This window comes from Streptomyces cathayae (genome assembly GCF_029760955.1).
Taxonomy (GTDB): domain Bacteria; phylum Actinomycetota; class Actinomycetes; order Streptomycetales; family Streptomycetaceae; genus Streptomyces; species Streptomyces cathayae.
On sequence record NZ_CP121682.1, the window covers coordinates 3,142,961 to 3,162,021 of the forward strand.

The following is a 19,061-nucleotide window of genomic DNA, read 5'->3' on the forward strand; positions in this document are numbered from 1 at the left end:
CCCGACCGACACGGAGAAAGCCGGCGCGGCCCCGACCCCCGCGCTCCCGGAGGAAAATTCCGTGCCGGCTGGAACGCTGTACCGCGGCCGGGAAGGAATGTGGTCCTGGGTGGCTCATCGAGTCACCGGCGTCCTCATCTTCTTCTTCCTGTTCGTTCACGTGCTGGACACCGCCCTCGTGCGAGTGTCCCCGGAGGCCTACGACACCGTCGTGGCCACGTACAAGACACCGATCGTCGCGCTGCTGGAGTACGGCCTCGTGGCCGCCGTCCTCTTCCACGCGCTCAACGGCCTGCGTGTCATCGCCGTCGACTTCTGGCTCCAGGGCGCCCGGTACCAGAAGCAGATGCTCTGGACCGTCGTCGCCGTGTGGGTCGTGCTGATGCTCGGGGCGATCTACCCCGTGCTCGGCCACGCCGCTCGTGAACTGTTCGGGAGCTGACGCCAATGTCCACGACTGATTCCACCGCCTCGGGCATCGGCCCCGTCGAAGGCGCCTCGCTCTACTCGGTCGACAACCCGGCGCCCGTCATCGAGCCGCCCCGCGCCCGCACCAAGAAGACCCCGAAGAGCACCCGGGGCAACTTCGAGATGGCCGCCTGGCTGTTCATGCGCCTGTCCGGCGTCGTCCTGGTCGTCCTGGTCATCGGGCACCTGCTGATCCAGCTCGTCCTGGACGGCGGCGTCTCCAAGATCGGCTTCGCCTTCGTGGCGGGCCGCTGGGCCTCTCCGTTCTGGCAGGTCTGGGACCTGCTGATGCTGTGGCTCGCGATGCTGCACGGAGCGAACGGCCTGCGCACGGTCATCAACGACTACGCGGAACGCACGAACACCCGGCTGTGGCTCAAGGGCCTGCTCTACACCGCCACGGTGTTCACCATCCTGCTGGGCACGCTGGTGATCTTCACCTTCGACCCGAACATCCGCTAGGCACGGGGTTGCGAGAAACATGAAGATCCACAAGTACGACACCGTCATCGTCGGCGCCGGTGGCGCCGGCATGCGCGCGGCCATCGAGTCGACCAAGCGCAGCCGCACCGCCGTCCTGACCAAGCTCTACCCCACCCGCTCCCACACGGGCGCCGCGCAGGGCGGCATGGCCGCCGCGCTGGCCAACGTGGAGGAGGACAACTGGGAGTGGCACACCTTCGACACGGTCAAGGGCGGTGACTACCTGGTCGACCAGGACGCCGCCGAGATCCTGGCGAAGGAGGCCATCGACTCCGTCCTCGACCTGGAGAAGATGGGCCTGCCGTTCAACCGCACCCCGGACGGCACCATCGACCAGCGCCGCTTCGGCGGCCACAGCCGCAACCACGGCGAGGCCCCGGTCCGCCGCTCCTGCTACGCGGCCGACCGCACCGGTCACATGATCCTTCAGACGCTGTACCAGAACTGCGTCAAGGAGGGCGTGGAGTTCTTCAACGAGTTCTACGTCCTGGACCAGCTGATCACCGAGGTCGACGGCGTCAAGAAGTCGGCCGGTGTGGTGGCGTACGAGCTGGCCACCGGCGAGATCCACATCTTCCAGGCGAAGTCCGTGATCTACGCCTCCGGCGGCAACGGCAAGTTCTTCAAGGTGACGTCCAACGCGCACACCCTGACCGGTGACGGCCAGGCGTCCGTGTACCGGCGCGGGCTGCCGCTGGAGGACATGGAGTTCTTCCAGTTCCACCCGACCGGCATCTGGCGCATGGGCATCCTGCTGACGGAGGGCGCCCGCGGTGAGGGCGGCATCCTGCGCAACAAGGACGGCGAGCGCTTCATGGAGAAGTACGCGCCGGTCATGAAGGACCTCGCCTCCCGTGACGTCGTCTCCCGGTCCATCTACACGGAGATCCGCGAGGGCCGCGGCTGCGGTCCCGAGGGCGATCACGTCTACCTGGACCTGACCCACCTCCCGCCGGAGCAGCTGGACGCCAAGCTGCCCGACATCACGGAGTTCGCGCGGACCTACCTGGGCATCGAGCCGTACAACGACCCGATCCCGATCCAGCCGACCGCGCACTACGCCATGGGCGGCATCCCGACGAACGTCCAGGGCGAGGTCCTGGCCGACAACACCACCGTCGTGCCGGGCCTGTACGCGGCCGGCGAGGTCGCGTGCGTGTCGGTGCACGGCGCCAACCGCCTGGGCACCAACTCGCTGCTGGACATCAACGTGTTCGGCAAGCGGGCGGGCATCGCGGCGGCCGAGTACGCGCACACGACCGACTTCGTCGAGCTCCCGGAGAACCCGGAGTCGTTCGTCGTCGAGCAGATCGAGCGGCTGCGGTCCTCCACCGGCACCGAGCGGGTGGCCGAGCTCCGCCGCGAGCTGCAGGAGACCATGGACGCCAACGTCATGGTGTTCCGCACCGAGCAGACGATCAAGACGGCGGTCGAGAAGATCGGGGAGCTGCGCGAGCGCTACCGGAACGTCGCCATCCAGGACAAGGGCAAGCGGTTCAACACCGACCTGCTGGAGGCCGTCGAGCTGGGCAACCTGCTCGACCTGGCCGAGGTCATGGCCGTCTCCGCGCTGGCCCGCAAGGAGTCCCGCGGCGGTCACTACCGCGAGGACTACCCGAACCGCGACGACGTCAACTTCATGCGCCACACCATGGCGTACCGCGAGGTGGGCGACGACGGCACCGAGTCCATCCGTCTCGACTACAAGCCGGTCGTCCAGACCCGCTACCAGCCGATGGAGCGTAAGTACTGATGGCTACCCCTGTTCTGGACAAGGCGGACGCGGCCGGATCGCCCGAGCCCGGTTTCGCCGACTCCCCATACATCACCGTCACCGTCCGGGTCCGCCGTTTCAACCCGGAGGTCTCCGCCGAGGCGACCTGGGAAGACTTCCAGCTGGAGATCGACCCCAAGGAGCGTGTCCTCGACGCGCTGCACAAGATCAAGTGGGACCTGGACGGCACCCTGACCTTCCGCCGCTCCTGCGCCCACGGCATCTGCGGCTCCGACGCCATGCGGATCAACGGCACCAACCGCCTGGCGTGCAAGACGCTGATCAAGGACCTCAACCCCGAGAAGCCGATCACGGTCGAGCCCATCAAGGGCCTCACGGTCCTCAAGGACCTGGTCGTGGACATGGAGCCGTTCTTCCAGGCGTACCGGGACGTGATGCCCTTCCTGATCACGAAGGAGACCAACGAGCCGACGCGTGAGCGGCTGCAGTCCGCCGAGGACCGTGAGCGCTTCGACGACACGACGAAGTGCATCCTGTGCGCCGCCTGCACGTCCTCGTGCCCGGTCTTCTGGAACGACGGCCAGTACTTCGGTCCGGCCGCGATCGTCAACGCGCACCGTTTCATCTTCGACTCGCGTGACGAGGCCGGCGAGCAGCGCCTGGAGATCCTCAACGACCGTGACGGCGTCTGGCGCTGCCGGACGACCTTCAACTGCACGGACGCGTGCCCGCGCGGCATCGAGGTCACCAAGGCGATCGCCGAGGTGAAGCGGGCGCTCATCACGCGCCGCTTCTGACGCTCTCCCGGCGCTCCGCGCCGTGACGGCCGAGGGCCCCGATCCAGTGGATCGGGGCCCTCGGTCCGTTCGTGCCGCCGGTCAGGTCCTGGACGACGGCAGCCGCCCAGCACACGGCCCCCTGGTCGGTGCGGTCGTTGCCGACCAGGAAAACGATGCCGTCGACCAGCGACCGGACGCCGGCGCCACCGATGCCGTGGTCACACGTGTCACCGGACGATGTTGCGGGCCACCGTCCAGGCCACCGCCGTCAGCAGGATCAGCACCTGGACCCGGGGGGCGAGCCGGGGAGCCCAGAAGCGGCCCCGCAGGCCCTCGATCGTCCAGCGCCCCCAGAGCACCAGCACGAACGGCGCGGCGAGCAGCAGGGCCCGGTTGTCCAGCCAGGCCGCGGCGAAGTGACCGTGCATCAGGTCGTACGCCATGCGGGTACCGCCGCAGGCGGGGCACAGCAGGCCGGTGACGGCCCGGAACGGGCACTGGGGCAGGACATGGCCGGGCTCGTGCGGGTCGGTGCCCCACAGGTAGGCGGCGCCCGCGACGCCCGCGGCCAGCAGCGCGACGGGGGGCACCGCGGGGTGCCACCGCGGTCGCCGCCCCCCGGCCGACGCGGAACGAGCCGCGTCAGCCACGCAGGATCCGCCCCTGCTCGTCCGTGCGGTCGTTGCTGACCAGGTACATGATGCCGTCGACCAGCGACCAGATGCCGAAGCCGCCGCAGGTGAGCAGCTGGGCGACGCCGATGCCGACCGAACCGACGTAGAACCGGCCGATGCCCAGGCCTCCCAGGAAGAGCTGGAGGACACCGGCGACGATCTTCGACTTGTCGGAGTAGGGGCGGCCGTAGGGGTCGTACCCGTAGGGCGCGTGAGGGTCGCCCTGAGGGAACCCCGAGGGCTTCTGGTAGCCCGCCTGCTGGTAGCCCGCCTGCTGGTAGCCGGGCGGCGGGTAGCCGCCGGGGGGCTGCTGCGGGTAGCCGTAACCGGGCTGGCCGGGCTGGCCTGCCTGCGGGTAGCCGTAGGGGCCGGACTGACCGGTCGCGCCCGGGTTCGGAGGGCCGAAACCAGGCGGCTGGGACGGCTGCTGCGGCTGCTCGCTCACGGTGGTGTCTCTCCTGGTGAATACGGAAACTGCCAGTCATCTTGCAGGACACGGACGGCGAAGAGAAGCCGGGGGCCCGCCCCGGTCACCGAGGGGTCCGTTCCCGCCGGGAACGGACCCCTCGGGCATATGCCACACCATCGGGTGAATCCTGCCGCAAGGGCCGTGGAGGCGTCGTCCGCCCTACGATGATGGTCTCGACAACCAGCCCCTGGGAGGCACGTGATGTCCGCAGCATCCGTCGAGCGGCCCCACGACGAGCGTCCGCTGATCGCGGAGGCGAACCGTCTCATGGAACGCGTTCCGGGCTACCGCGTCGAGATCATCGGAGGCCAGCTCCTCGTGACCCCGCCACCGGACGGCCCGCACGCCCGAGCCCTGACCAAACTCATGCGTCCGTTCATCGCGGCGGGCCTTGACGACGGCGAGACCGAAGTGCTCCAGGGCATCGGCCTCTGGCTGCCCACCGACATCGAGGACTACGCGGTCCCCGACCTCTCTCTCGTGGACGCCGACTTCGACGACCACCTCGTCGAGAACAACTCCTACGAACCGGTCTGCTTCCGCCTCGTCCTGGAGGTCACCTCCAGCAACTGGAAGAACGATCTGAAGACCAAGGTGGCCGCTTACGCCGAAGCCGGGGTTCCCGTGTACGTGGTCGTCGACCGCAGGCACCGACGCCTCCACGTCCTGACCGATCCGGTCGGCAACGATTACGCCACCCACCGCTTCCACTCTCCCGGTCAGCAGGTCACCCTCCCCGACTCCATCGGCGCCAAGGTCACCCTGGACGTGACCGAGATCCTCCGGGCCGGGCAGCCCCGGACGGACGACTGAGGAGCGCGGAGCTCCCCCAGCCGGCTCGGGATCGCCGCCGGCGTCCGGTTAGGCTCTCCTCCCGTGTGCGCGAAGAACGACGGCCCCGGCGAGGGTGCCGCACCCAGCAAGTCCGAACAGACCCGCGCCCTGATCCTGGAGACGGCCATGCGGCTGTTCCGGGAGCGCGGGTACGACAGGACGACCATGCGGGCCATCGCCACGGAGGCCGGGGTCTCCGTCGGCAACGCGTACTACTACTTCGAGGGCAAGGAACACCTGATCCAGGGGTTCTACGACCGGATCGCCGCCGAGCACCGGCTGGTGGTCCGGGAGATCCTGGACCGGGAGACCGAGCTGGAGGCCCGGCTGGCGGGCGTGCTGAAGGCATGGCTGGACATCGCCACGCCGTACCACGAGTTCGCGGTGCAGTTCTTCAAGAACGCCGCCGACCCGGACAGCCCGCTCAGCCCCTTCTCCCCCGAGTCGGAGCACGCGCGCTCGCAGGCGATCGGCGTCCACCGGGAGGTGCTGGCCGGGTCGGGGACCAAGGTCGCACCGGAACTGCGGGAGATGCTGCCCGAGTTGATGTGGCTGGCCCAGATGGGCCTCGTCCTGTACTGGATCTTCGACCGCACCGAGGACCGCGCACGCAGTCACCGCCTCGCCGAGCGCGGCGCCCGCATCACCGCGCGGAGTGTGGCCCTGGCCCGTTTCCGCGTGCTGCGCCCCCTGGTCCGCGAGGTCCACGAACTGTTCACGGACTTCCTGCCGGGCCTGACCAAGGCCCTGCCCGACCCGGCGAAGCCCCGCCGCACGGCCCCCGCCGAGCACGGCCGCCCCGCCCCGCTCGGCTGACCGGGCCCCGCGCGAAGGCGCCCGGGGCCGCCGTCAGGTCTGCTTCGACGCCAGTTCGATCACCGTGATGTCCGACGGCGCGCCGATCCGGGTCGGCGGGCCCCAGGCGCCGGCGCCGCGGCTGACGTACAGCTGGGTGTCGCCGTAGCGGTCCAGGCCCGCGAGGGTCGGGTTGGCGGCGGCGGCGAGGTAGCTGGCGGGCCAGAGCTGGCCGCCGTGGGTGTGGCCGGAGAGCTGGAGGTCGACGCCGTGGTCGACGGCCTCGTGGACCATCACCGGCTGGTGGGCCAGGAGCACGCACGCGCGGGCCCGGTCCCGGTCGCCGAGCGCCCGCGCGTAGTCGGGGCCCTGGCCGTAGTTCTCACCGGCCAGGTCGTTCACCCCGGCGAGGTCGAAGTACGGGAGTTCGGTGCGGGCGTTCTCCAGGGGGAGCAGACCGAGCCGGCGCACCTCCGCGACCCACTCCTCGGCGCCGGAGAAGTACTCGTGGTTCCCGGTGACGAAGAAGGAGCCGTGCCGCGCCGTCAGCTGCGCCAGGGGGGCCGCAGCCGGGCCGAGTTCCTTCACGTTGCCGTCCACCAGATCGCCGACGACGGCGATCAGGTCGGGCTGGGTCGAGTTGATCGTGTCGACGACCTTCTGCGCGAAGCCCCGGCCGAGGATGGGCCCCAGATGGATGTCGCTGACCACCGCGATCCGGTAACCGTGCGCCGCGCGGGGCAGCTTGGCGAGCGGCACGGTGACCCGCTTCACCCGCGGACCGCGCACCACGTCGGCCGTGCCGTACCCGACCGTCCCGACGGCCGCCGCGGCGGCGGCCCCGGCGACCACCCGGGAGACGAAGAGACGACGGGAGGGACCGGTGAGCCCGGAAGGAACGTCAGGAACGTCAGGGGCTTCAGAAGCAGCGGGAGTGTCCGGGGCATCGGAGTCGGGAGCGGCCGGGTCAAGGGTGCCGGGAGCCCCGGGAGTGCCGGTGAGGGCAGGGGTGTCCGACCCCGGTGCGGCGGCCGTCGCTCCCGCGGGTATCGGCGTCGGCTCCTCGTGCGCCGGTGCCGCCCGCCGCTCCAGGACCCGGCGCAGTACCGGGCGTACGACCTCGCCCGCGAGCACCGCCAGAAACAGGTAGAGGCACAGGGCCACCCAGAGGTAGCCGGGCCAGGCCAGGACCTGCTTGAGCCAGAACGGGGCACCGCTGCGCGTGGTGAAGAAGGCCGCGAAGGTCAGCGCCCAGCACCCGATGAAGAACAGGGCTCCCCAGCGGCGCACGGCGCCCGGCCCCCGGGTCGTGTCGTGGAACAGGCGGCGCCACATGTACCAGTTGCCCGTCACCAGTACGGCGAGGACCAGCAGTGGGACGAGTACGAAGAGGATGGGCACGGTGCGGTGTTCCCCAGTTTTCCGTTACGACGTCCGTGACGTCCGGCTCAGTGCGCGCAGACCACGCAACCCGATGACTCCGATGACCGTCCCCAGTACGAAGGAGACGACGGCCAGCAGCAGATGGACCCAGAAGTACGCCGTCGGCTCGCCGTCGTCGAACGCGAGCCCGCTGCCGTCCTTGACCAGGTTCCTGACGAAAGTGACCCAGATGATCCAGCTCCACACCCCGAAGGCGAGCAGGAACCAGGAGACGGGGCGGCTGAGCTTCACCAGATCGGACCTTTCATCGCGACGCCGGGCACCCGGAGGCGGCCAGAGGGCCGGGGATGGTTCCCCGGACGGGCACGGCATGGATCCAGTATCGCCGGACGGTGTCCGGTTCCGTTCGCGGGGTGGGGGCGGAAGGGGGACTTCCACGGGCGGGGCAGGTACGTTTCCGTCCGTGCCCGCACCCAAAAACTCCATCCGGCGATCGTTGCTGCTCACTTCCGCCGTTCTGTTGTCCACCGCGCTGACCGCTCCCGTAGCGCTCGCGGTGCCGAGCCCTTCGAGCAGTCCTTCGGCCACTCCCCCGGCGACCATGTCGTCGGTGGGCGGCGCCCGGCTCGGACAGCCGGGAACACAGGTCAACCTCGCGAGCGGGGTGCCGGTGCTGCCGAAGGAACTGTCGGCCCGTTCCTGGATCGTCGCCGACGCCGAGTCCGGCGAGGTGCTCGCCGCACACAACGCGCACTGGCGGCTGGCCCCGGCGAGCACCCTGAAGATGCTGTTCGCCGACACGCTGCTGCCGAAGTGGCCCGGATCCGCCGAGCACAAGGTCGTCCCCTCCGACCTCGCCGGCATCGGCCCCGGCTCCAGCATGGTCGGGATCAAGGAGGAGGAGACCTACACCGTCCACGACCTGTGGCTGGGTGTCTTCCTTCGCTCCGGCAACGACGCGGTGCGCGTACTGGCGGCGATGAACGACGGCATCGAGAACACCGTCAAGGAGATGAACGAGCACGCCGAGGAGCTCCAGGCCCTCGACACGCACGCGGTGAGCCCGGACGGCTACGACGCCGAGGGCCAGGTCTCGTCCGCGTACGACCTGACGCTGATCGCCCGCTCCGGGCTGCAGAAGAAGGCCTTCCGGGAGTACGCCTCGACGGTCCGCGCCGACTTCCCGGGCGAGACGAAGAAGAACAAGAAGGGCAAGCGGGTCCGCACGTCCTTCGAGATCCAGAACACCAACCGGCTGCTGTCCGGCGACTACGACGTGCCCGTCTACAAGGGCATAGCGGGTGTGAAGAACGGCAACACCACCAACGCGGGCGCGACCTTCACCGGGGTCGCCGAGCAGGGCGGCACCGTGCTGCTCGTCACCGTGATGAACCCGCAGGAGGGCGGGAGCAACACGGTCTACAAGGAGACCGCGAAGCTCTTCAACTGGGGTTTCAAGGCGGCCGGCAAGGTCGAGCCGGTGGGTGAGCTGGTGGCGCCGAAGAGCGCCGTGCAGGCGGGCGCCCGGCCGGATGCCTCCGCCTCCCCCGGCGAGGCGGGCGGCGCCGGTGACGGCGCGCCCGGCGCCGCGGGTGCCGCGCCGGTCGCGAGCGCCGCGACCGGGGGCGGCGCCGACGGCATGGGGACCGCGCTCGCCGTCACGGGCGGGGTGCTGGTGCTGCTCGCGGGCGGGGCGTTCCTGGTCAACCGCCGCTGGCCACTGCCGGATCTGGTGCGCCGCCGCCCGCGTCCGTGAGCCCGGTCTCCCCGTTCTGCGCCGCCGCGGTCCAGGCGGCGCAGAACAGGACCAGTTTCATGGTGAAGTTGATCCACAGCAGCAGGGCGACGGGGACACCGAACGCGCCGTACATGCTCTTCGCGGCCACCCCCTGCATATAGCCGCTGAGCAGCAGTTTCAGCAGTTCGAAACCGGACGCGCCGATGAGCGCGGCCACCACCAGGGCACGGCGGGCGGGTTCGACGCCGGGCAGCAGGGTCAGGACGTACAGCAGGAGCAGGAAGTCGGCGCCCACGGCGACGGCGAAGGCCGCGACGTGCAGCACGATCCCGCCCCAGCCGCCCTCCTCCAGCCCGATGCCCCTGCTGATCCGGCCGACCATCGCGGAGGCGACGGCGGACGCGCCCAGGGTGATCAGGACCGCGCCGCCGAGCCCGACGAGGACGCCCGCGTCCTTGGCCTTGCGCAGGGCGGGGTTCTCCTCCACGTCGGGCAGCTCCCACACCGCGCGCAGGCACTCACGCATGGATCCGGCCCAGCTGATGCCGGTGAACAGCAGGACGGCACCGGCGATGAGGCCCACGGTGCCGGCGTTCTGCACCAGGCCCCCGATGTCCAGCTGGTCGGAGATGCCGGGCACCTGCTGGGTGATCTTCTCCTGGAGGGTGTCCTGCTGCTCCTGGTTGAGCGTGGCGGCGCCGATCGCGGCGGCGACCGTGAGCAGCGGGAACAGCGCGACGAAGCTGGTGAACGTCATCGCGGCGGCCAGCCGCGTCCAGTGCACGCGGTCCATCCGCTCGTACGACCGCCACGCGTGCGTGCGCATCAGTCGCACCGCCCACGGGCCGACGACCGGGAGTTTCTTCAGCCAGTCCATGAACCGTCCCTGCCCCCGTCCCGGCGGGCCGGAACCCCGGTCAGTGCGCGGAGACGGAGCCGCAGTCCGCGCGCCCGGCCTGCGGCGGCACCACGAGCGAGCCGAACGGGAACTGCCGCAGCTTGCGCCACACCGCGTCGGCGCCCTGTTCGTAGAGCGCGAAGCCGGTGCAGGGCCAGTGCGCCTCGTAGTCGGCGAGTTCCTCGAAGGCGCGGTCCATCGCCGCCTCGTCGATCCCGTGCGCCACGGTGACGTGCGGGTGGTACGGGAACTGCAGCTCACGGGCGACGGGACCGGACGCGTCGCGGACCTGCTTCTGCAGCCAGGTGCAGGCCTCGGCGCCCTCCACGATCCGGACGAACACGACCGGCGACAGCGGCCGGAAGGTGCCGGTGCCCGACAGCCGCATGGGGAACGGCCGGCCGGTCGCGGCGACCTCGCTCAGATGCGCCTCGACGGCCGTCAGGTCGCCCTCGTCGACCTCCGTCGGCGGCAACAGGGTGACATGCGTGGGGATCCCGTGAGCAGCGGCGTCGCCGAAGCCCGCGCGCAGCTGCTGAAGCCGGCTGCCGTGGGGCTCCGGGACCGCGATCGACACACCGATCATTACGGTCCCCACGTCGTCTCCTTCGTTGTGATGGTGATTCCGCCGAGCACCCGGTGACCGCCGAAGCGGTCACCCTCTCCCCGACTGTACGACCACGGCCCCGTCCCGGGCAGGCGCAGCAGGAGTGATGTACGGCGCTCGTCCGGTGGTACGGATCGGTGCCCGGGTCGCGTTCAGTACGGCCGGCGGCCCGGCCCGTTCAGTGCTTGGCGCTCAGGAAGCCCACCCGGTCGTAGGCCCGGGTGAGGGTCTCCGCGGCGACGGCACGTGCCTTCTCCGCACCCTTGGCCAGGATCGAGTCGAGCGTCTCGGGGTCGTCCAGGTACTGCTGGGTGCGCTCCCGGAAGGGAGTGACGAACTCGACCACGGCCTCGGCGAGGTCCGTCTTCAGCGCGCCGTAGCCCTTGCCGGCGTACCGCTCCTCCAACGCGGTGACACCCGTCCCGGTGAGGGTCGAGTAGATCGTCAGGAGGTTGCTGACGCCGGGCTTGTGCTCGCGGTCGAAACGGACCACCGTGTCGGTGTCCGTGACCGCGCTCCGGACCTTCTTCGCGGTGGCCTTCGGCTCGTCGAGCAGGTTGATCAGGCCCTTCTGGCCGGCCGCCGACTTGCTCATCTTGGCGGTCGGGTCCTGAAGGTCGTAGATCTTCGCCGTCTCCTTGAGGATGTACGCGCTCGGCACGGTGAAGGTGTCGCCGTAGGTCTGGTTGAAGCGCTCCGCGAGGTCGCGGGTCAGCTCCAGGTGCTGGCGCTGGTCCTCACCGACCGGGACCTGGTCGGCCTGGTAGAGCAGGATGTCGGCGACCATCAGCATCGGGTACGTGAACAGGCCGACGGTGGACCGGTCGCTGCCCTGCTTGGCGGACTTGTCCTTGAACTGGGTCATCCGGGAGGCCTCGCCGAAGCCGGTGATGCAGTTCATCAGCCAGCCGAGCTGCGCGTGCTCGGGGACGTGGCTCTGGACGAACAGCGTGCAGCGGTCCGGGTCGAGGCCGGCCGCGAGGAGCTGGGCGGCGGCGACCCGGGTGTTCTCGCGCAGCTGCTTCGGGTCCTGCGGAACCGTGATCGCGTGCAGGTCGACGACCATGTAGAACGCGTCGTGGGTGTTCTGCATGTCGACCCACTGGCGGACGGCACCGAGGTAGTTGCCGAGGTGGAACGAGCCGGAGGTCGGCTGGATACCGGAGAGCACACGGGGACGTTCAGAAGCCATGCTCACCATTCTCTCAGGCCGCGGGGAGCGGTCGGGAACCGACTGGGAACGGGTGGGAACCGATCCGTGCCCGGGGGTGTAACAAGAGTGTGAGGACGCGGGAGGGGGGCCGCATCGTCGATGAGACTGCGGTGATCGCACGCGTACGCGCCGGGGAGCCGGAGGCGTATGCGGAGCTGGTGCGGGCCCATACGGGCATCGCGCTCAGGGCGGCCGCCGCGCTCGGGGCGGGGGCGGACGCGGAGGACGTGGTGCAGCAGGCCTTCGTGAAGGCGTACTGCGCGCTGGGCCGGTTCCGGGACGGCATGGCGTTCCGGCCGTGGCTGCTGTCGATCGTGGCCAATGAGACGAGGAACACAGTGCGTGCGGCGGTGCGCCGGAACACCCTCGCCGACCGTGAGGCGGCGTTCGCGGAAGCGCGACCGGTGATACCGGAGTCGGCCGACCCCGCGGTGGCGACGCTGGAGACGGAGCGCCGCGGGGCGCTGGTGGCCGCTCTGGAGAAGCTGAGTGAGGAGCACCGGCTGGTCGTCACCTACCGCTATCTGCTGGAGATGGACGAGCGGGAGACCGCACAGGCCCTGGGCTGGCCCCGGGGCACAGTGAAGTCCCGCCTGAACCGCGCCCTGCGCAAGCTGGAGCGCCTGCTGCCCGACTTCCGGCCCCGGGAGGGGGGTGAGACGGCGTGAGTGAGCTGTACGACGGTGAGGCCGAGCGGCTGCGGGAGGAACTGCGGGCCTTCGGCCGGTCCTTGGACGGGCCGGGTGGGGCTGCGGAGTCCGAGTCGATGGTCGAGCGGGTGCTGGGGCAAATACTCGCCGAGCAGGTGCCGGTTCCGGCGGCCGAGCCGACGGGCGCCGGGAAGCGGCTGTGGACGGTGCGGCGCTGGACGCGGGCGCGATGGCGGTCGTTGGTCGCGGCGGTGTGCGGGCTGCTGACGGTGCTGGCGTTGACCCCTCCGGTGCGGGCGGCGGTGACCGACTGGTTCGGCTTCGGCGGGGTCGAGGTGCGGTACGACCCGTCGGCGGTGCCCTCGCCGGGCGCGGAGGTGCCCGGCTGCGGGCGGTCGGTGTCGCTCGGCGAGGCGGAGCGGCGGGCCGGGTTCACGCCGTTGGTGCCGAAGGCGCTGGGCGTTCCGGACGCGGTGACGGTGAGCGGGCTGCCGCGGGGACGGTCCCTGGTGAGCCTGTGCTGGCGGGAGGAGGGGCGGACGATCCGGCTGGACGAGTTCCCGGGCCGCCTGGACATCACCTTCGTCAAGAGCGTGCGCGAGCAGCCGGAGTGGCTGTCGCTGGGCGAGGAGGACGGGGAGGACGGGGGTGCGGATCCGGTCCTGTGGTTCTCGCGGCCGCATGTGCTGAGCTTCTGGATGGTCGACGCGGACGGGCACCGGTTCACCCGGGCGGAGCGCACGGCAGGGCCGACGCTGCTGTGGTCCCACGGGGGTGCGGTGGGCGGTGAGGGGGCGGCCGCGGACGGGGTGACGCTGCGGCTGGAAGGCGTGGCCAAGGCGCGGGCGCTGGAGATCGCGGGGACGGTCGAGGAAGTCGAGGAGACGGGTCGGTAGCCGGGCCGGCCGAAGTCGCGGAATCCGCGGTGGACCGAGTGGGAACCCCGGCGGCCCGGGCGGTGTACCAGAAGTGACAGGTGGCTCGTGGGCGGGCCGCACGGGGATCGACCGGCCGAGTGGGGGTCCGGATGCGCGGATGGAAGGGCATTGTTCGACAACTGACGGCGAGTACGGGGGCCTTGGCTGCCGCGCTGGCCCTGACGCTGTGGGGAGCGTCTCCGGCCTCCGCCGGGGGGCCGACGAGCGTGCTGGTGACCTCACCGGGGAGCGAGGAAACGGCGTCGCTGTACTACTCCGACAAGCAGTACGGCGAGCTGGAGCGGCTGCTCGGCCCGGTCGGCAAAGGCACACGAGAGCAGTTGCCGGAGGCCGCCTCGGGCTCGGCCCGGCTGATCAATGTGACGTGGATGGTGCACGACGTGGCGCCGTGGCGCGTGGACCGGGTCTTCCTGGGGGACGCGGGCCAAGACGTGTGGATATACACGGCGGCGCAGACCACCGGATCGCCGGACGGTCTCTGGCACCGTGCCGAGGACCCGACGGCTGTGCACAAGTTCCTGTTCACCCTGGGTGTGATGAGCGAGACGACAGGCACCGGGGTGGGCTCATGGACCTACCCGGCACCGTGGGAGACGGAAGGGGCCGGCCCGGAGACGGACCAGGGTGCGGCCGCGTCAGCCTCCGAGACCCGTCCCATGCCGGCGACGGACGAAGGCACCGACTGGTGGTGGGCCGTACCGGGCCTGGTGGCCGGAGCGGCACTGGCCCTGGTACTGCGCCCGTATGTGACACGGTGGCCGCCGATCCGCCGGCGGAAGGACGACCCGGGACCGAGGCAGGAGCTGCTGGACGCCTGATGACCGCACCCGACGGCAGCCCGGTACATGACCGGACCGCCATGGGACGGGTCGCGAAGGGGCTTCTCAGCCGAGGTCGATCTCCGGGTAGAGCGGGAAGCCGGCGACCAGGTCGGTGGCGCGGCGGGAGATCTCGTCGGCGATCTTCGCGTCGAGGACGTGGGATGCCTTGGAGGGGGCACCGGACTTGGTGGTGCCGGGCTCCGCGGCGGTCAGCACGCGGTCGATGAGGGCGGCGACCTCGTCCATCTCGGCGGTGCCCAGGCCGCGGGTGGTCAGCGCGGGGGTGCCGATGCGGATGCCGGAGGTGTACCAGGCGCCGTTGAGGTCGGCCGGGATGCTGTTGCGGTTGGTGACGATGCCCGACTCGAGCAGGGCGGCCTCGGCCTGGCGGCCGGTGAGGCCGTAGGAGGCGGCGACGTCGATCAGGTTGAGGTGGTTGTCGCTGCCGCCGGTGACCAGGGTGGCGCCGCGGCGCATCAGGCCGTCGGCGAGGGCGCGGGAGTTGTCCACGACACGCTGGGCGTAGTCCTGGAAGGAGGGCTGCCGGGCCTCCGCCAGGGCGACCGCCTTGGCGGCCATGACGTGCGGGAGCGGACCGCCCAGGACCATCGGGCAGCCGCGGTCGACCTGGTCCTTGAGGGAGTCGTCGCACAGGACCATGCCGCCGCGCGGGCCGCGCAGCGACTTGTGGGTGGTGGTGGTGACGATCTGGGCGTGCGGGACCGGGTCGAAGTCGCCGGTGAGGACCTTGCCGGCGACGAGACCGGCGAAGTGGGCCATGTCGACCATGAGCGTGGCGCCGACCTCGTCGGCGATCTCGCGCATGATCCGGAAGTTCACCAGACGGGGGTAGGCGGAGTAGCCGGCGACGATGATCAGCGGCTTGAACTCGCGGGCGGAGGTGCGCAGCGCCTCGTAGTCGATCAGGCCGGTGGCCGGGTCGGTGCCGTAGGACCGCTGGTCGAACATCTTCCCGGAGATGTTCGGGCGGAAGCCGTGGGTGAGGTGGCCGCCGGCGTCCAGGGACATGCCGAGCATGCGCTGGTTGCCGAAGGCGCGGCGCAGTTCGGCCCAGTCGGCGTCGGAGAGGTCGTTGACCTGGCGGACTCCGGCCTTCTCCAGGGCGGGCACCTCGACGCGCTGCGCGAGCACGGACCAGAAGGCGACCAGGTTGGCGTCGATGCCCGAGTGCGGCTGGACGTAGGCGTGGCGGGCGCCGAAGAGCTCCTTGGCGTGCTCGGCGGCGAGCGACTCGACGGTGTCGACGTTGCGGCAGCCGGCGTAGAAGCGGCGGCCGACGGTGCCCTCGGCGTACTTGTCGCTGAACCAGTTGCCCATCGCCAGGAGGGTGGCCGGGGAGGCGTAGTTCTCGGAGGCGATCAGCTTGAGCATCTCACGCTGGTCGGCGACCTCCTGACCGATGGCGTCGGCGACGCGCGGCTCGACGGCGCGGATCACGTCGAGGGCGGAGCGGAAGGCGGTGGAAGCGGTGGAGAGGGGCTCGGCGGACATGAGGACCTCCGGACGTGGCGTTCGGCGTTCACGGCATGGCCCAGGCGCACGGCACATCTGCCGGTCCCGGCGGGACACGGTTCCGGGGGCCGCTTCCCGATGGTTGTTCCATCCCAGCGCGCCAGTCACGGCCCCCGGCCACATTACCGGGTGGCACGAAGTGCCACGGGGAGACGTCCACCATGCGGGCGACAGCGCCCGCCGGGTGGACGTACGTGTCACGGCCCCGCGCCCGTGGAGAGGTGCTTCCCCTGGGCCCTGTTCACAGGATCACGTGGGGCAGGAAGCGGGCGTACTCGTCGGTGATGAGGCCCGAGGACTCGCGGATGCCGAGGCCGGCGGACTCGTCCCCGACGGTCCAGGCGCCGAGGACGACGTGGTTGCCGTCGAAGGCGGGGAGCGGGGCCAACTGCTGGTAGCAGCAGGGTTCGTCGCGGAGGACGGGGGCGCTGCCCGGCTGATGGATCGTCACACCGGCGCCCTCGCGGCCGAGGAGGGGCTTGGCGACCCAGCCGGTGGTGTCCGCCAGCTCCCGCGGGCCGTCGAGGTGGGCCGGGAGGAGGTGGGGGTGGCCCGGGTAGAGCTCCCAGAGGATCGCCAGCAGGGCTTTGTTGCTCAGCAGCATCTTCCAGGCCGGCTCGATCCACAGGGTGCTGCCGGTGCCGCCGCCGTTGTCGAGGGTGTCGAGGACGTGGCCGGCGAAGCGGTCGGTGGTGAGCCACTCCCAGGGGTACAGCTTGAAGATGCTGCGGATGAACCGGAGGTTCTTGTCCACGAAGCGGCCGGAGAGCCGGTCCCAGCCGATCTCCTCCATGGAGAGCCACTCGGTCTCGAGGCCCGCCTGTTCGGCGGTCTCCTTGAGGTAGGCGACGGTCATGAGGTCCTCGCCGATCTCGTCGGCCGAGGAGTGGGCGAAGTGCAGGGGGCTGCCCGGCGGGAGGAGGGCGGCCTGTTTCCTCCAGGCCTCGACGAGGCGTTCGTGCAGCGAGTTCCACTGGTCGGCGCCGGGGAAGCGCTCCTCCATCCAGAACCACTGCGGCGAGGCCGCCTCCACGAGGGAGGTGGGGGTGTCGGCGTTGTACTCCAGGAGCTTCGCGGGGCCGGTTCCGTCGTAGCGCAGGTCGAAGCGGCCGTAGACGGAGGGGAGTTCGGCGCGCCGTTGCCAGGCCTCGGTGACCGCCTCGACGACCCGCGGGTCGGTGATGCCGAGGTCGGCGAAGCGGTCGGCGGTGACGATGTGCCCGGCGGCCGCGAGGCACATGCGGTGCAGTTCCTCGACGACCTCCTCCAGCGCCTCGACCTCGTCCAGGCCGAAGACGTAGTAGGCGCTCTCGTCCCAGTAGGGCACCCAGGCGTCGTCGGGGACGGGCATCCCCGCCTCCCGGGCGGGCTCGAGGGCCCGGGGGAGGGTGAGGGGGTAGATGAGCCCTTGCTCCTCGACGGTCTGCTGCCAGCCGGGGCGGGGCTCCATGGTGCGGCGTTCCACGGGCGGGTCCTTCGTTCCTTCGCTCGCCGGGGTGGTCAGCCGCCGCCGGTGCCGCCGCCGGAGGAGCCGAAGCCGTCCCGGTCGACGGCATCGCCGCGGCTGAAGGTGCCGTCGTGGGCCCGGCCGTCGCTGACCTCCGCGTCGTAGTACCAGGCGGCGTCGGACCGCTTCGATCCGGTGGATCTTCCCTTGCCCGCGGAACCGGAGGTCTTGCAGTTCTTGTCGGCGACGATCTTGTAGCCGTCGGGGAAGTCGTAGCTGTTCCGGTCCACGCAGCGGCGGTCCGGGTCCGAACCGCACGCGGACAGGGCGGCCGCGAGGAGGCCCACGCCACCGAGCATCACCGTGCCGGACCGCAGCCGTCGTCGTGTCTCCGCCATGTCCCCGTCTCCCCCTCGTGTCGCGTGTACCCGCCACCGGGTGCCTGCTCCCGGCTCGCGGCGGACAGCCTAGGCGCCGTCCGTCCGACGTGTCCGCGAGACCCCCGACGCCGGCCTCGCTCCCCCGCCGTTTCACGGCTTTTGACCTCCTGCGCACGCTTGGCGCGCCCCCGGGCCCACCGCGTTCGGTGGGCCCGGGGGCGCGCCTCGTGCCCGGCCCGGTCCGGACCGGACCGGCCGTCAGGACAGCCATTCCTTCCAGGTGGACTCGTGCCCGTCCACCCACTTCTCCGCCGCCTCCTGGGGCGTCAGTTTCTGGTCGGCGATCATCAGGGAGACCGCGTTCTGGTCCTCCGTGGACCATGTGAACTTCTTCAGGAAGTCCGCCGCCTCACCGCCGTCCTGCGCGAAGTCCGCGTTGAGGTACTTCTGGAGCGGGGCGGTCGGGTAGGCGCAGGCGACCTCCGCCGGGTCGGCGTCGCAGCCCTCCTCGTACGGGGGCAGCATCACCTCGGTCATCGGCACCTTCTCGAACAGCCAGTGGGGGGTGTTCCAGTAGGTGAGGAAGGGCTTCTTCTCCTTGGCGAACTGCTTGATCTGGGTGAGCAGCGCGGCCTCGGAACCGGCGAACACCACCTTGAAGTCCAGCTCCAGGTTCTTCACCAGCGCCTTGTCGTGGGTGAGGTAGGCCGGTGAGCCGTCCATCAGCTGGCCCTTGCCGCCGCTCTCCGCGGTGCGGAACCGGTCGGCGTACTGGTTGAGGTCCTTCCAGCTCTTCAGGTCGGGATGCTGCTCGGCGAAGTACGTCGGGATGTACCAGCCGATGTGCCCGGTGACCCCGAGGTCGCCGCCGCGCGCGATCGTCTTCTTCTCCTCGACGTACAGCTGTTCCTGTTCGGGGTGGCCCCAGTCCTCCAGGATCGCGTCGACCCGGCCCTGGCTGAGCGCGTCCCAGGCGGGCACCTCGTCGACCTGGACGACGTCGACGCGGTAGCCGAGCTCGTTCTCCAGCAGGTACTGGGCGACGGCCACGTTGGCCAGGGAGCCCACCCAGGACTGCACCGCCAGGTTCACCGTCCGGGCGCCCTTGGCGTTGGCGTACGGCGAGGCCTGCTTGGTCATGTCCGCGGCACCGCAGCCGGTGAGCAGCGCGAGCGCGAAGGCTCCGCCCACCGCGGAGGTCGTACGGCGTCGCATG

At 70.6% G+C, this 19,061-nt stretch carries 21 protein-coding genes and 1 riboswitch; of the genes, 10 read left to right on the plus strand and 11 right to left on the minus strand.

All coding sequences use genetic code 11. The annotated features are described in order from the left end of the window. Nucleotides 1-61: 61 nt before the first annotated feature. Genes sdhC through PYS65_RS14150 form a run of 4 tightly spaced genes read left to right on the plus strand, consistent with a single transcriptional unit; the run spans nucleotide 62 to nucleotide 3,483 of the window. Nucleotides 62-442: a succinate dehydrogenase, cytochrome b556 subunit gene (gene sdhC / locus PYS65_RS14135; RefSeq protein ID WP_279334318.1), complete on the plus strand. Its 381-nt coding sequence runs from the start codon at nucleotides 62-64 to the stop codon at nucleotides 440-442. Between the two features lie 5 nt (nucleotides 443-447). After that, nucleotides 448-930, plus strand: coding sequence for a succinate dehydrogenase hydrophobic membrane anchor subunit (locus tag PYS65_RS14140; protein WP_279334319.1), 483 nt, complete (start codon nucleotides 448-450; stop codon nucleotides 928-930). Nucleotides 931-949: 19 nt separating this feature from the next. Next, a complete protein-coding gene (sdhA, locus tag PYS65_RS14145; RefSeq protein WP_279334320.1) occupies nucleotides 950-2,704 on the plus strand; it encodes a succinate dehydrogenase flavoprotein subunit in 1,755 nt (584 codons plus the stop codon). Then, nucleotides 2,704-3,483 (plus strand): succinate dehydrogenase iron-sulfur subunit, encoded by a 780-nt coding sequence (locus PYS65_RS14150; protein WP_109377786.1) that lies wholly within the window; start codon nucleotides 2,704-2,706, stop codon nucleotides 3,481-3,483. The genes sdhA and PYS65_RS14150 overlap by 1 nt, the downstream gene beginning before the upstream one ends. A gap of 209 nt (nucleotides 3,484-3,692) precedes the next feature. Here PYS65_RS14150 and PYS65_RS14155 read toward each other — a convergent pair whose 3' ends face one another. Both PYS65_RS14155 and PYS65_RS14160 read right to left on the minus strand, forming a co-directional pair. Then, nucleotides 3,693-4,055, minus strand: coding sequence for a DUF2752 domain-containing protein (locus tag PYS65_RS14155; protein WP_384201482.1), 363 nt, complete (start codon nucleotides 4,053-4,055; stop codon nucleotides 3,693-3,695). 52 nt (nucleotides 4,056-4,107) lie between these two features. Next, nucleotides 4,108-4,584: a TM2 domain-containing protein gene (locus tag PYS65_RS14160; RefSeq protein WP_279334322.1), complete on the minus strand. Its 477-nt coding sequence runs from the start codon at nucleotides 4,582-4,584 to the stop codon at nucleotides 4,108-4,110. A gap of 225 nt (nucleotides 4,585-4,809) precedes the next feature. On the opposite strand from PYS65_RS14160, the gene PYS65_RS14165 reads away from it, so the two are divergent. Together PYS65_RS14165 and PYS65_RS14170 are read left to right on the plus strand one after the other, a co-directional pair. Further along, complete coding sequence (locus PYS65_RS14165; protein WP_279334323.1) at nucleotides 4,810-5,421, plus strand: Uma2 family endonuclease; 612 nt, start codon at nucleotides 4,810-4,812, stop codon at nucleotides 5,419-5,421. A 63-nt stretch (nucleotides 5,422-5,484) separates the two neighbouring features. Further along, nucleotides 5,485-6,258: a TetR/AcrR family transcriptional regulator gene (locus PYS65_RS14170; RefSeq protein ID WP_279334324.1), complete on the plus strand. Its 774-nt coding sequence runs from the start codon at nucleotides 5,485-5,487 to the stop codon at nucleotides 6,256-6,258. Nucleotides 6,259-6,291: 33 nt separating this feature from the next. On the opposite strand, the gene PYS65_RS14175 is transcribed toward PYS65_RS14170, so the two are convergent. Both PYS65_RS14175 and PYS65_RS14180 read right to left on the minus strand, forming a co-directional pair. Beyond that, complete coding sequence (locus PYS65_RS14175) at nucleotides 6,292-7,638, minus strand: metallophosphoesterase (RefSeq protein ID WP_279334325.1); 1,347 nt, start codon at nucleotides 7,636-7,638, stop codon at nucleotides 6,292-6,294. A 24-nt stretch (nucleotides 7,639-7,662) separates the two neighbouring features. Beyond that, the gene (locus tag PYS65_RS14180) at nucleotides 7,663-7,911 is read right to left on the minus strand and encodes an SCO4848 family membrane protein (protein ID WP_279334326.1); all 249 of its coding nucleotides are present in this window, start codon (nucleotides 7,909-7,911) and stop codon (nucleotides 7,663-7,665) included. Between the two features lie 172 nt (nucleotides 7,912-8,083). On the opposite strand from PYS65_RS14180, the gene PYS65_RS14185 reads away from it, so the two are divergent. Then, nucleotides 8,084-9,376, plus strand: a complete 1,293-nt coding sequence (locus PYS65_RS14185; RefSeq protein ID WP_279334327.1) for a D-alanyl-D-alanine carboxypeptidase family protein — start codon at nucleotides 8,084-8,086, stop codon at nucleotides 9,374-9,376. Here PYS65_RS14185 and PYS65_RS14190 read toward each other — a convergent pair. The 3 genes from PYS65_RS14190 to trpS all read right to left on the minus strand — a co-directional run bounded on the left by PYS65_RS14190 (nucleotide 9,324) and on the right by trpS (nucleotide 12,061). Beyond that, on the minus strand, nucleotides 9,324-10,235 hold the full coding sequence (locus PYS65_RS14190; protein WP_279334328.1) for a YihY/virulence factor BrkB family protein: 912 nt from the start codon (nucleotides 10,233-10,235) through the stop codon (nucleotides 9,324-9,326). The two genes, PYS65_RS14185 and PYS65_RS14190, sit on opposite strands and share 53 nt — an antisense overlap. Nucleotides 10,236-10,275: 40 nt before the next feature. Then, on the minus strand, nucleotides 10,276-10,854 hold the full coding sequence (locus PYS65_RS14195) for a 2'-5' RNA ligase family protein (RefSeq protein WP_279334329.1): 579 nt from the start codon (nucleotides 10,852-10,854) through the stop codon (nucleotides 10,276-10,278). A gap of 187 nt (nucleotides 10,855-11,041) precedes the next feature. Next, nucleotides 11,042-12,061, minus strand: coding sequence for a tryptophan--tRNA ligase (gene trpS, locus PYS65_RS14200; RefSeq protein WP_279334330.1), 1,020 nt, complete (start codon nucleotides 12,059-12,061; stop codon nucleotides 11,042-11,044). 125 nt (nucleotides 12,062-12,186) lie between these two features. Here trpS and PYS65_RS14205 point away from each other — a divergent pair, with 125 nt between their 5' ends. The 3 genes from PYS65_RS14205 (at nucleotide 12,187) to PYS65_RS14215 (ending at nucleotide 14,482) form a co-directional block, all read left to right on the plus strand. Continuing rightward, nucleotides 12,187-12,744: an RNA polymerase sigma factor gene (locus tag PYS65_RS14205; protein WP_279334331.1), complete on the plus strand. Its 558-nt coding sequence runs from the start codon at nucleotides 12,187-12,189 to the stop codon at nucleotides 12,742-12,744. Further along, a complete protein-coding gene (locus PYS65_RS14210) occupies nucleotides 12,741-13,622 on the plus strand; it encodes a hypothetical protein (protein ID WP_279334332.1) in 882 nt (293 codons plus the stop codon). The genes PYS65_RS14205 and PYS65_RS14210 overlap by 4 nt, the downstream gene beginning before the upstream one ends. A 182-nt stretch (nucleotides 13,623-13,804) precedes the next feature. After that, a complete protein-coding gene (locus tag PYS65_RS14215) occupies nucleotides 13,805-14,482 on the plus strand; it encodes a hypothetical protein (protein WP_279334333.1) in 678 nt (225 codons plus the stop codon). A 66-nt stretch (nucleotides 14,483-14,548) separates the two neighbouring features. Here PYS65_RS14215 and PYS65_RS14220 read toward each other — a convergent pair whose 3' ends face one another. The 4 genes from PYS65_RS14220 to PYS65_RS14235 form a co-directional block, all read right to left on the minus strand. Then, nucleotides 14,549-15,997: a glycine hydroxymethyltransferase gene (locus PYS65_RS14220; RefSeq protein ID WP_279334334.1), complete on the minus strand. Its 1,449-nt coding sequence runs from the start codon at nucleotides 15,995-15,997 to the stop codon at nucleotides 14,549-14,551. Nucleotides 15,998-16,028: 31 nt separating this feature from the next. After that, nucleotides 16,029-16,136, minus strand: a riboswitch (ZMP/ZTP riboswitch). A gap of 123 nt (nucleotides 16,137-16,259) precedes the next feature. Then, nucleotides 16,260-17,483, minus strand: coding sequence for a glutathionylspermidine synthase family protein (locus PYS65_RS14225; RefSeq protein ID WP_279334335.1), 1,224 nt, complete (start codon nucleotides 17,481-17,483; stop codon nucleotides 16,260-16,262). Nucleotides 17,484-17,518: 35 nt separating this feature from the next. After that, nucleotides 17,519-17,863 (minus strand): hypothetical protein, encoded by a 345-nt coding sequence (locus PYS65_RS14230; protein WP_279334336.1) that lies wholly within the window; start codon nucleotides 17,861-17,863, stop codon nucleotides 17,519-17,521. 240 nt (nucleotides 17,864-18,103) lie between these two features. Further along, nucleotides 18,104-19,060: an ABC transporter substrate-binding protein gene (locus PYS65_RS14235; RefSeq protein WP_279334337.1), complete on the minus strand. Its 957-nt coding sequence runs from the start codon at nucleotides 19,058-19,060 to the stop codon at nucleotides 18,104-18,106. Nucleotide 19,061: the final 1 nt, after the last annotated feature.